Source organism: Acinetobacter sp. GN11 (assembly GCF_054823985.1).
On sequence record NZ_JRVL01000110.1, the window covers coordinates 1 to 11,712 of the forward strand.

10 protein-coding genes are annotated in these 11,712 nt (G+C 37.8%); 8 read left to right on the forward strand and 2 right to left on the reverse strand.

Going from position 1 to position 11,712, the window contains the following annotated elements; genetic code table 11:
- The first annotated feature begins 37 nt into the window (after positions 1-37).
- The 7 genes from NL42_RS11175 (at position 38) to NL42_RS11205 (ending at position 8,906) form a co-directional block, all read left to right on the forward strand.
- Positions 38-1,867, forward strand: a complete 1,830-nt coding sequence (locus tag NL42_RS11175) for a DUF1302 domain-containing protein (protein WP_461312802.1) — start codon at positions 38-40, stop codon at positions 1,865-1,867.
- Between the two features lie 67 nt (positions 1,868-1,934).
- Positions 1,935-2,345: a PH domain-containing protein gene (locus NL42_RS11180; RefSeq protein ID WP_461312793.1), complete on the forward strand. Its 411-nt coding sequence runs from the start codon at positions 1,935-1,937 to the stop codon at positions 2,343-2,345.
- Between the two features lie 70 nt (positions 2,346-2,415).
- A complete protein-coding gene (locus tag NL42_RS11185) occupies positions 2,416-3,789 on the forward strand; it encodes a PQQ-dependent sugar dehydrogenase (protein ID WP_461312794.1) in 1,374 nt (457 codons plus the stop codon).
- 177 nt (positions 3,790-3,966) lie between these two features.
- Positions 3,967-5,244, forward strand: a complete 1,278-nt coding sequence (salA, locus tag NL42_RS11190) for a salicylate 1-monooxygenase (protein ID WP_461312795.1) — start codon at positions 3,967-3,969, stop codon at positions 5,242-5,244.
- Between the two features lie 42 nt (positions 5,245-5,286).
- Positions 5,287-6,642, forward strand: a complete 1,356-nt coding sequence (locus NL42_RS11195) for an aromatic acid/H+ symport family MFS transporter (protein ID WP_461312796.1) — start codon at positions 5,287-5,289, stop codon at positions 6,640-6,642.
- 89 nt (positions 6,643-6,731) lie between these two features.
- Positions 6,732-7,622, forward strand: coding sequence for a LysR family transcriptional regulator (locus NL42_RS11200; protein ID WP_461312797.1), 891 nt, complete (start codon positions 6,732-6,734; stop codon positions 7,620-7,622).
- A 132-nt stretch (positions 7,623-7,754) separates the two neighbouring features.
- Positions 7,755-8,906 carry a sterol desaturase family protein gene (locus NL42_RS11205; protein ID WP_461312798.1) on the forward strand — a complete coding sequence of 384 codons (1,152 nt, stop codon included), beginning with the start codon at positions 7,755-7,757 and terminating at the stop codon, positions 8,904-8,906.
- Between the two features lie 45 nt (positions 8,907-8,951).
- On the opposite strand, the gene NL42_RS11210 is transcribed toward NL42_RS11205, so the two are convergent.
- Together NL42_RS11210 and NL42_RS11215 are read right to left on the reverse strand one after the other, a co-directional pair.
- Complete coding sequence (locus NL42_RS11210; RefSeq protein ID WP_461312799.1) at positions 8,952-9,605, reverse strand: glutathione S-transferase family protein; 654 nt, start codon at positions 9,603-9,605, stop codon at positions 8,952-8,954.
- Between the two features lie 225 nt (positions 9,606-9,830).
- Positions 9,831-11,033, reverse strand: coding sequence for an MFS transporter (locus NL42_RS11215; RefSeq protein WP_461312800.1), 1,203 nt, complete (start codon positions 11,031-11,033; stop codon positions 9,831-9,833).
- 134 nt (positions 11,034-11,167) lie between these two features.
- Between NL42_RS11215 and NL42_RS11220 the strand changes: the two genes are divergently transcribed.
- A partial coding sequence (locus NL42_RS11220) for a TetR/AcrR family transcriptional regulator (protein WP_461312801.1) occupies positions 11,168-11,712 on the forward strand: 545 nt, incomplete at its 3' end.

Sequence of the window (11,712 nt, forward strand, 5' to 3'; positions counted from 1 at the left end):
TAAATAAGAAAAATCATATTTATAGGGAGATAATATGATGGGCCATTACGTCTATTTAAATCAAAAAAATATTCATATTTTATATATTAAAGAAATAGCTGTTTCATTAAGTCTGATTTTTTTCATGTCTAAAGTGAACGCAGCCAGTTTTGATATTGATAAAGACTGGAAGGTCGATACAAAAACGACATTAAGCCTAGGTGCCAGTTGGAGTACACAAGACCCATCCGTTTCATTACTTTATCGGCCTGACGCAAACAAAATAGGGAAACAAGGCGCTAGCATTGATGTGAATGGTGATGATGGGCGAATGAATTTTAGTAAATATGATGCCATTTCACAGATTATCAGAGGTATAACCGAAGTTAAGCTAAATGGAAAACAGCAGGGTGCGGTCATTAGCACTAAATACTGGTATGACCATGCTTATGAGACAGGACAAGGAGACTTTAAACCCTTTAATGATTCAGCGTGGCCAAGGCTCGCAAAGTTCAAAGGTATTGATTTATGGAATGCCTATATATGGAAAGATTTTGAACTAGGCGACGGAAAAAGCATAAATTTAAAATTAGGTAAACAAACATTAAATTGGGGGAAATCTCAGTTTTTCCAAAACGGATTAAATTCGGTAAGTGCATTTGATTTTGCCGCAATTAACCGACCGGGTGGTGATGCAAAAGAAAGAATCATTCCAACCGAAATGTTTTCATTCGACACAAGCATTAATAAAAATTTGAAAATAGAAGGGTTCTATCAATTTAAATTTAGACCTTCAGTTGTTGATGGTAGTGGAACTTTCTTTGAGATTTCAGACTTTGTGCCCGAAAACGCAGGTCCAGTTCTGATTGCTGGAGGTGGAGATAAATTATCGGATACCGCAACTCGTTTACGTACCTATATTCCACGTGCAGAAAGTAGAAAAGCAAAGGATAACGGCCAATATGGTATTGCTTTAAAACAGACATTACCAAGTTTAAATAATGCTGAGCTAGGTATCTACTATGCGAACTATCATAGCCGTAATGCAAACTTTGATGGAACGGCTGTAACAGCACCCGGACCTGAACATTTTAATACTGCGAGTTATTTTTCTATCTATCCTGAAAATATCAAAATGTTTGGGTTAAGTCTGACTGGTAAAATTGGAACAACAACCGTTTTTAGTGAATTAAACCACAAACCTAATCAACCTTTACAACTAAACGGTACAGACATTGTCTATGCTCAAGTGCTATCGGAAGGAACACCATTTGCGCTGCCGGGAAAAACTGTTGAATTAGGTCAATATATTCAAGGATATGTACGCTTACCCGTAACACAATTTTCGGTTGGAGCAACCGACAGCATATTCAATATTTGGGGTGCAAATTCGATGACATGGTCTACAGAGTTTGCCTTAAACCATATTGCAGATATTGGTAATCATCGGATTGGCCGGACAGGAGCATTTGGCCGTAGTGAGCTTTCAACAGGGGTCTATAATCCAGAGACAGGAGCATTTAAATGTACACCGTATGGTACAGCCCATCTTACAAATGCAGAAATAGACAATTTAAATGAACGCTTTTGTAATAAAAATGGTTTTTTTAATGAATGGTCATTTGGCTACCGATTACGTGGCGCATTAAATTATCAAGATATTTTACCCTCTACAGTGATTACGCCAAGTCTTAGTTTTAGACATGATGTTTATGGATATAGCCAAAACTTTCAAGAAGGACAAATGAGTGTAAGTGCCGCGTTATCTATGACTTATCAGCAAAAATATACAACAGAGATTGCCTATAATAACTTTTTTGGTTCTAATGAATTTAGCACGATAGATGATCGAGATTTTGTATCATTAACATTTAAAGCTAATTTTTAGTTCAATTATTTTATAAAAAATATAGAAAGACTCGTTATAAATGATATTTAGACGTGGAGGATAACTTTTGAAATTTAGATCAAAAATTGATTGGTGGCTTTTATTAATATTTGTTGTTATCACTGCCAATATCCTTATGAAAATTTATGAAGCAAATCATCATTATTCTTTAGCTTCAAACTTTCCGCATCTCATTATTTATAGTTTAGTCATTTTTCTCATTTGGCTTCCAATTTTTAACACTTATTACGTAGTAGAAAACAACACTTTAATGATTAAGAGTTTGGTATTCCGATGGAAAATTAATATTGATGATATTACTCAAATAGAACCCACCCATAATCCACTTTCGTCTCCAGCGCTATCGTTAGATCGACTCAAAATTAGCTATATGAAAAATGGAGAAATTACTTCAGTGATGATTTCACCAAAGGATAAAGAACGTTTTTTTCAAGCCATAAACAAAAGACTCCATTAAAGTTGCTTGTTTAATTGCAAACATAAATTACGCTATTTCCATGACGACAAAAAATAAATGGAGATAACCCATGACGACACGTTTTTTACTGCCAATTTTTGGCACTACGGTTTTAATTACATTAGCTGGATGCGCTTCATCCTCTCAATATCCAATTACCGACAGTTATGGGCCAGATCCAAAACTTCCTGAGCCTAAATCAAGCCTATTACCGACAGTTAATATAGCGCCAGCAGAAGGCTGGCCGAGTGGGGTAATGCCAAAACCAGCAGAAGGTTTAAAGGTCAAAGCATTTGCCAAAGGACTTGAACACCCACGTTGGCTTTATGTATTACCAAATGGCGATGTATTAGTTGCTGAAACTGATGCTCCGCCTAAACCAGAAGACAGCAAAGGAATTAAAGGTAAAATCATGTCTTTTGTGATGAGACGTGCAGGTTCATCTCATCCAAGTGCAAACCGTATTAGCTTACTTCGTGATACCAATGGGGATGGCGTCGCTGACCAAAAAACGGTATTTCTTCAAAACTTAAATTCTCCATTTGGTATGGCATTGGTTGGTAATAACTTATATATCGCCAATACAGATGCACTGGTACGTTTTCCTTATCAGGAAGGTGAAACTCAAATTACGGCCAGTGGAACCAAAGTGTTGGACTTACCGGGTGGCCCTTTAAACCACCATTGGACCAAAAATGTGATTGCTAACCCAGCTGGTACTAAGCTGTACATTACCGTTGGTTCTAACAGCAACGTTGCTGAAAATGGTTTAGATCAAGAAAAAGGCCGAGCACAAATTACAGAGTTTGACATCGCAAGTGGTCAGTCACGCCCATTTGCAACGGGCCTACGTAATCCAAATGGTATGGCTTGGCAACCTCAAAGTGGAAAACTCTGGACGGTTGTTAATGAGCGCGATGAAATTGGGAGTGACCTAGTACCCGATTATATGACGTCAGTTCAAGATGGAGCTTTTTATGGCTGGCCTTATAGCTATTATGGCCAACATGTTGATGTGCGAGTAAAACCACAAAATCCAGCAATGGTTGCTCGTGCAATTAAACCAGACTATGCACTAGGCAACCATACGGCTTCTTTAGGACTCACATTTTATGCAGCCGAACTCATGCCGCAATTTAGAGGCGGTGCATTGATCGGTCAGCATGGTTCTTGGAACCGTAAGCCTCACAGTGGTTATAAAGTCATTTTTGTACCATTTAGAAGTGGTCAGCCCTCTGGTCCACCGCAAGATATCTTGACTGGATTCCTCAGTGATAAAGGCAAAGCATATGGTCGTCCTGTGGGTGTGGCAATTGATTTCTCAGGTGCTGTGTTAGTTGCAGATGATGTGGGCAATACGATTTGGCGCGTTTCGCCAGTTGCAGAGACAACTTATGAAGCTCCAATGAAATATGCTATTGGAACCCCGCCAGGCACACCATAAAGTATTTTAACGATCATTTATTAGCATGGGCGGCCTTTAGGCTTTATAGAGGCTCGCCCAAATGACTATTATTTAATTTTTAAATAATTGAACGAAAAAAATACTAATTGGACTTTATAAGCCAACTTCTCAAAAATGAATATGTGAAAACGATAATGATGTTTAAGGAACAAACACATGAATACACATATTCGAATTGCCGTGGTTGGTGGCGGTATTGCTGGTCTGGCATTGGCAAGTAATTTAAGTAAACACGCTCATTTAGATGTCCAAATGTTTGAATCTGCACCTCAGTTTTCTGAAATTGGAGCTGGTATTTCTTTTGGTGCCAATGCAGTTAAAGCGATTGAACTGTTAGGTTTAGCCAATGAATATCATGCAATTGCAGACAAGGTATCTGCACCATTTCAAGATGTTTGGTTTCAATGGCGTAATGGTTATAACGATGAATATTTATCTGCATCGGTAGCGGCAGGTGTAGGGCAGTCTTCTGTTCATCGCGCCGACTTTCTAGATGCCATTATTCCTCACATGCCTACGCAAAATGTCCACTTTTCTAAACGCCTAGAGACGATTGAAGAACAAAATGATGAGGTGATTTTGTACTTTAATGATGGTACTCAGCATGAATGTGATTATTTGATCGGGGCTGATGGTATCCGCTCTGTGGCTCGCCAATATGTTTTAGCTTCTCATCATTTACCACCAGTTCATCCACGTTTTTCAGGAACTTGGGTATATCGTGGCATTATTTCTCACGCTTCATTTAAAGAAGCTTTGCAGCAAATAAATGGCGATACAGATTTAGCCGATATTCCGCAAATGTTATTGGGTAAAGATAAACATATTTTAACGTTCCCCATTCGTAAGGGAGAGCAAATTAATATCGTTGCTTTCTGCTCAAATCGTGAAGATACGGTACTACTAGCCGATACACCGTGGACTAAACCTGTCGATAAAGCTCAAATGCTTGCAGACTTTTCTGATTGGAGTGAGAGCTGTCAAAAGTTACTGGGTTTAATTGAACAGCCAACCATTTGGGCCTTACATGAAATTGAGGAGCTTTCGACTTATCAAAGTACCTCGGGGCACGTGATTCTTATGGGTGATGCCGCACATGCCATGTTACCTCACCAAGGGGCTGGAGCAGGGCAAGGTCTCGAAGATGCTTTGGTTCTTGCTACCTTACTGGCGACAAAAAACTTACAAGCAGATCAGTTAACCGATGTGTCCTCGATTTATGAAAAGCTCCGTTTAAAACGCGCTTGTCGTGTTCAACAAACCTCTCGTGAGTCTGGCGAAATTTATGAGTGCTATTCAACTCAGTACTCAACGTTTGCAGAAATTGGCGAGCACCTTGAACATCGTTTTGACTGGTTGTGGCAACACGATTTAGAGCAGGATGTTGCAGAGGCACAGCAACAATTAAAACAGCTAGGAATGGCGACTATTTAAATCATGTGATGCTTTATAAACAATTTGCTAAGGAAAGCAATTATGGAAAAACTAAATGCAAATCAATTGATTGATGATGCAAGATTAACACCATTACATTGGCGGGTGATTTTGCTGAGTGCACTTATTATTATTTTTGATGGATATGATCTGGTCATTTATGGTGTTGCATTACCTAAGCTCATGCAGCACTGGCAGTTAGATAATATGACTGCTGGGCTTTTAGGTAGTGTTGCATTATTTGGCATGATGTTTGGTGCAATGCTGTTTGGAAGTTTAGCGGACAAATTAGAATCTTATGGCTTTAGCCGTAAGCGTTTAATTATGCTGTGTGTCCTCATTTTTAGTGGTTTTACGGTGTTATGTGGTTTTGCTAACAGCCCTAAAGAGTTTGCCATTTATCGTTTTATTGCCGGTCTAGGTTTGGGCGGCGTAATGCCAAATGTCATTGCCATAATGACCGAATTTGCCCCAAAGAAATTACGATCAACTTTAGTATCGCTTATGTTTAGCGGCTATGCGATTGGTGGGATGAGTTCAGCACTTTTAGGCATGTGGTTAGTTCCTAAGTTTGGTTGGCAAATCATGTTTATTTTGGCAGGTATTCCACTTATTTCATTACCTATTATTTGGAAATTTTTACCCGAATCAATTGATTATCTGGTTCGCCAAAAAAAATGGAATGAGGTGCGTGATTTACTTAAACAGTTAGCGCCAGAACAAAACATAGCTGATCATACAAGCATCATATTACACCAAGAAAATCAACAAACTGCGGCTCGACCTTTGGTTGCTCTTTTTACCGAAAACCGTGCTTTAGTCACTGTGTTTTTCTGGCTGAGTGTATTTATGGCTTTATTGATGGTGTATGCGCTCGGTAACTGGATACCAAAACTCATGGTCGAGGCGGGATATGATTTATCAACCAGTCTGGTCTTTTTATTGGCGTTAAACTTGGGTGGGATGTTGGGTGCAATCGGTGGTGGTTACTTTGCTGATCGTTTTCACCTAGGCAAAGTCATTTGTTCACTCTTCTTAGCAGGTGCAATTTCACTTTACTTACTGAGCTATGCTTTACCCATGGTCATTTTATATCTCTGTATTGCCATTGCAGGAGCGGCGTCTATTGGCGGGCAAATTTTATTGCTAGCTTATATGGCCCAGTTTTATCCTTCACCAATTCGCAGTACTGGCATTGGTATGGCTTTGGGTGTAGGCCGTATTGGAGCGATTTTAGGACCGATTTTATGCGGCTGGCTTTTAAGTTTGCATTTACCCATTGAATATAATTTTATCGCACTAGCCATTCCTTGTGTGCTGGCAACCTTAAGTGTTATTGCCATAAGTATTTGTAATCGAACCAAACGTGTAATGCTGAATTCAAGTATATCTCCATAAGAATTAAGCATTTTTATTCCTGTAAAAGGAACTAAACTCTAAGCAAAGAAGTTAAAGTCTTTGTTTAGAGTATTTAAAGGATCAGAACCATGGATTTAGGTTTGATTAAAGTTTTTGTCTGTATTTATGAGTCTCGGCATATTAGTAAAGCTGCTGATAAATTAAATTTGAGTCAACCTTCTGTGACTTATAATTTGAACCGTTTACGCCGTCAGTTAAATGACGAGTTGTTTACCCGAAGTCGAGGTGGAGTCGAGCCGACAAAAGTTGCACATGAGCTTTATCCAATTTTTCATCAAGCAATTTTTAATATTGAGTCAGCAATTGCTCAAGCACAGGAATTTCATCCTGAAAACTCAAATAAAACTTTCCGAATTGGACTATCCGATGCAGGGGAGATTTGTCTCTTGCCTAGTCTTATGGCTTTTTTGCAGAAAACAGCGCCCTATATTCAAATTGAGATTGAAGAGATTCAGTCATCTAAGGTCGAACAGTGGCTTATTGATGGCTTTTTAGATCTGGCCGTATTTAATAGTACACAGACCATAATGTCTAAAATAGAAACGCGTACTTTATTTGAAGAAAGATATGTATGTATTGCTAAAGCTGACCATCCAAGGCTACAGCAGCAACTGACATTAGAGCAATATTTGCAAGAGGATCATGTTGCCATCAAGTCATCGACAGGGCATATCCAAGTTGAGCAATATTTAAAAACAATGGATTTGAAGCGACGAATTCGTTTAGAGGTTCCACATTTTAGCGTTTTACAAGGTGTTTTGCAGAGTTCAGATATGTTAGTGACATTACCGTCACGAGCAGCTCGGCATTATCTAGCTCATGGTAATGTCCAAATGTTTGAATTACCTTTTGCTATGGATTCTTTTAAAGTGAGCTTGAACTGGTTTAATCGTAGTGATGATATTATTGCTAGAAAATGGTTGATTCAATCTGTCGGTCAAATATTTGAAGTTTTATAAAAACTATTTACAACTATTTAAAATTTCATTTTCAGATTAAGCGCTCTGATCTGAGAACTTAAAGTTCTTTCCAATTTATTGTTAAATTTTGATAGCATTCGCGTTATACAGAATAAGAATTGTATATGAATTATGACAGATCAATTAAGAGCAAAATTTGAGAATTTAGAACTGAACGCAGGTTTAGGGAAAATCAGCGCCTTTATTTCAATGTCACTCAGTTTGCTTTGTTTATTTGGTGCTTTATGTTTTTTATTTCCTAGTGTATTAACGACTCCAGAACTCCGTCCTCTTTACGCAAAACATTATCATCTTTTTTATTATGGCCTCATCACAGGCATTATTATTAGCGCTGGTTTCGGTGCATTTAGTGCAATTGTCCGTCAAAACCGATATGGCTTTTACGGGCTGTGTTTTTCACTTGTAGCAGCAGTTTTGGGGTGTGGGGTAATTGAAGCACCCGTTTTACCAAGTGTACCGTTTTATGCAGGTATCGATTATTTTGTCCTGACTCTATTTATTTTGGCGTTCATTTTTATTCCCCTTGAAGGTTTTTTTGCTAAAAATCCTGAACAAAAAATATTAAGGGTGGGCTGGGTGACCGATATGAAGTATTTCATGTTCAGCCATGTTGGGATTCAATTATTCAGCTTTTTAACCGTCATGCCGATTCAATATTGGATTACGCATCTACCTGATAACCCAATTGTGCCTTATGTACAAGCTCAGCCGATTTGGCTGCAATTTATTGAACTATTAATTGTGGTCGATTTTACGGTGTATTGGTTGCACCGCGCTATGCATGAAGTTAACTTCTTATGGCGCTTTCACGCCATTCATCATTCGACTGAATATATGGATTGGTTAGCATCTTCTCGTTTGCATGTCATTGAAGTGCTGATGACTCGCTTTATTGCGACATTACCAATTTTCCTGTTGGGTTTTCATACTTCAGCTGTTTTTGCTTATTTAGTTTTTATTTCATTTCACGCTATTTTTATTCACTCCAATGTCCGTTTTCGTTTTCCCTATTTGCGCTGGATTATCGCAACGCCAGAATTCCATCATTGGCATCACTCTTCAGAAAAACCAGCTATTGATAAAAATTACGCTGCTTTTATTCCACTCTATGATGTCATTTTTAAAACTGTCTATATGCCTAAACATTTGGCAAGTGTGTATGGAACAGTAGGTTATAAAATCCCAAATAGTTTTGTAAAACAGTTTACGTGGCCTTTTAAAAAGTATGTAAAACGTTTTTTAAAACCTTGGCGTGATCAGTAAATCTTAAGTGTTAGCTTATAAATGTAGAATGCATAAATAACATATTTAAGCATTCTTCTTGGCATCAGCCGCTGCAAAATGAGCCATTTGGTCAGCATACGCTTTTTGAAAAGCAGGGCGTGTAGTCGCTCTCTGAACATAGGTGAGACAATGGGGAAACTCTGTTAAACCATCAAATCTATTCACCAAACGTAATACGTCAGCCATAACAATGTCAGCAATAGAAAATGACTCCGTTAGCCATTCGCGCTTGGCAAGAATTGACTCCATATGTTGGACTCGAGAGAGAAGAAAGGCATCAAATTGTTTGTGGACGGGAGTATCTGCCTGAGCATTAGAAAATTTTAATAAAGCCCAAGGAAGGCTTGCCATTTCTACTGAATTAAGTGCCGCAAATAACCATTCTATAACTTCATTACGCTGTTTCTGATTTGTAGGTAAAAGCACATCGCTACGTTCACCCAAATAAAATAGGATAGCGCCACTTTCAAAAATTGAAATATCACCATCTGTTAACCAAGGAACTTGTCCAAAAGGTTGATGAGAAAAATGATCATCTCCTCGTTCATAAAAAGATACGCTATTTATTTGATAGGGCATTTTTGCCTCTTCTAATGCCCATCTTATTCTTATATCTCTTACAAAACCTCGTGGTAATTCGGGAACCCAGTCAAAAGTTGTCAAAATGAAATTATTCATAATAAATTTCCTTATATTTTATGATGATAACTAAAAAATCCTTTTGAGCATTTTACTTGTTTTGTATCGAAAAGCATTTTGCGAGTGAATTTTGATATTAAAAATAGTCTAACGAATTTCAATAAGCATCAATGTAGTAATCGGAAGTTAAATTATTTGTTTAAGTATCATTTGTTTTAAATTATTTAAGTCAGCTTCATTTGAGGCTGACTTTTTAACACATCATTATTTGCTTTTAATATTTTTAAAAATCATTAGAAGGGCAATCAGAGCAAGACCAATAATTAAACTCATATAAATATTGGCACTGTTCATAAGTCCGATTTTACTCACAAAATAGCCTGCAAGAATTGCTGGAATACTAAAAGCCAAATAGCTTTCAACAAAAAATGCAGCCATCAAACCTGCGCGTTCTTCGGGTAAAGCGAGAGGCATGACTGTCCGAATTGCACCCATAAAAGCTGTACCAAAACCCACTCCAGTAATAATAGAACCAATAAATAGAACCACGGCACTGGTAAAGTTAATCGCTAAAAATAAAATGGTTGCCCCAATAATGATGGATAAGGTACCCGTGAGCAAAATACGAAAATTAGTAGATTTTCTTAAGGTTAAAATGCCTGCCGCACCAGAGAGTGCTAGCGCCATAAACATAATGCCGTTTAGCCAAGCCGAAGATGTCTGAAAAATTTTTGCCAGTAAAGAGGGCATAAGTGATAAGAAAAACCCACTCACCATCCAAAGCGCGATGTTAATGGGGCTAATGCTCAATAGAGCACCTCTTGCTTGGTGAGGAATAGCCATGTTGGGTTTTAAAGAAGCGAGAGCACCAGATCTTTTTTGTGCAGTTTCAGGATTAAAAAAACTTAAAATGAGTTGCAATGTAAAGAGAGCGAATAAAAGCTCAAAAACGAGCTGCAAAGGTTGTGATGAAAATTGCAAAATAGTACATGTAATAAAGATGCCAGCTGCCATGCCGACCATTGGAGCAATGCTATTAATCAAGGAGCCCTGATGCTTGCTGAAATCTAAAATTGCGGCTCCAATTGCAGAAACGGCAAGTCCAGTCGCGATACCTTGCAGGCCACGCGCAATAAATAACATAGAAACATCTGAGGCAAAAAGGAAAAAGCTCATTGAAATAATTTGAAGAAAAATCGCTGAAATAATGACAGGCCGACGTCCAATATAATCAGATAAAGAACCAATAATGAGTAAAGAGGCAAGTAAGGTAAATGCGTAGGTCGCAAAAATTAAAGTTAAGGTAACAGGCGAAAATTGCCATGCTTGTTGATACAGGCGATATAGAGGAGTGGGAGAGCTTGATGCAGCCATAAAGGTCATGAGCGTGATTGTGTTTAAGGTCAACGCAACTTGTGAATCTAGTCGAAAAATAGATCCAGACCGTTTTGAACTTGAATTGTTCATATAAGATGAATAACATAAAAGCGAATATTTAGCTTTTATACATTATTTTTGAACTAAAGCAAATCATTAGCTTTAGTGTAATTTGTATATACAAATAATATTTTAATTGTTTCTTATTTAAGTAGAGCTGATTAATGGCAAAAGTTGTTACTGGGTTGCGTCCTGGTGGTCGTAGTGAAAGAATTCAAACTGCGGTGCATCAAGCAGTAAAAGAGCTTCAAAAAAATTTGGAGCAAAGCCAAATTACCATACCCATGATTGCTGATGAAGCAGGAGTAACACCTTCAACAATTTACCGCCGTTGGGGAGATATCAATCAGTTATTTTCAGATGTAGCCCTTAATGAACTGAAACCTGATATGGAACCAAAAAATTTAGGCTCCTTTCAGCTTGATATCACAGCATGGGTTGAACAATATTTCGAAGAATACTCTTCTGAAGTAGGGCAAACATTGCTACGAGATGTGCTATATGCAACTGAATCTTCAAATGCTCGAAAGTGTGAAACTTTAATTGTTCAACAACTTGATATTATTCAAGAAAGATCTAAAAATCGTCGTGAAGAGACTATAGGAAATCAAGAAATTATTGAAACTGTGATTGCACCAATGTTATTTCGCATCTTATTTACTGATCGCGCATTAAGCTTAGACTACGTTTATATTTTATTGGAGCGTTT

What these genes read in the sequence shown, in the direction of transcription:
- NL42_RS11175 (WP_461312802.1), top strand. Translation starts at nt 38, where the DNA reads ATGGGCCATTACGTCTATTTAAATCAAAAAAATATTCATATTTTATAT.
- NL42_RS11210 (WP_461312799.1), bottom strand. Translation starts at nt 9,605, where the DNA reads ATGAATAATTTCATTTTGACAACTTTTGACTGGGTTCCCGAATTACCA.
- NL42_RS11200 (WP_461312797.1), top strand. Translation starts at nt 6,732, where the DNA reads ATGGATTTAGGTTTGATTAAAGTTTTTGTCTGTATTTATGAGTCTCGG.
- salA (WP_461312795.1), top strand. Translation starts at nt 3,967, where the DNA reads ATGAATACACATATTCGAATTGCCGTGGTTGGTGGCGGTATTGCTGGT.
- NL42_RS11195 (WP_461312796.1), top strand. Translation starts at nt 5,287, where the DNA reads ATGGAAAAACTAAATGCAAATCAATTGATTGATGATGCAAGATTAACA.
- NL42_RS11185 (WP_461312794.1), top strand. Translation starts at nt 2,416, where the DNA reads ATGACGACACGTTTTTTACTGCCAATTTTTGGCACTACGGTTTTAATT.
- NL42_RS11215 (WP_461312800.1), bottom strand. Translation starts at nt 11,033, where the DNA reads ATGAACAATTCAAGTTCAAAACGGTCTGGATCTATTTTTCGACTAGAT.
- NL42_RS11205 (WP_461312798.1), top strand. Translation starts at nt 7,755, where the DNA reads ATGACAGATCAATTAAGAGCAAAATTTGAGAATTTAGAACTGAACGCA.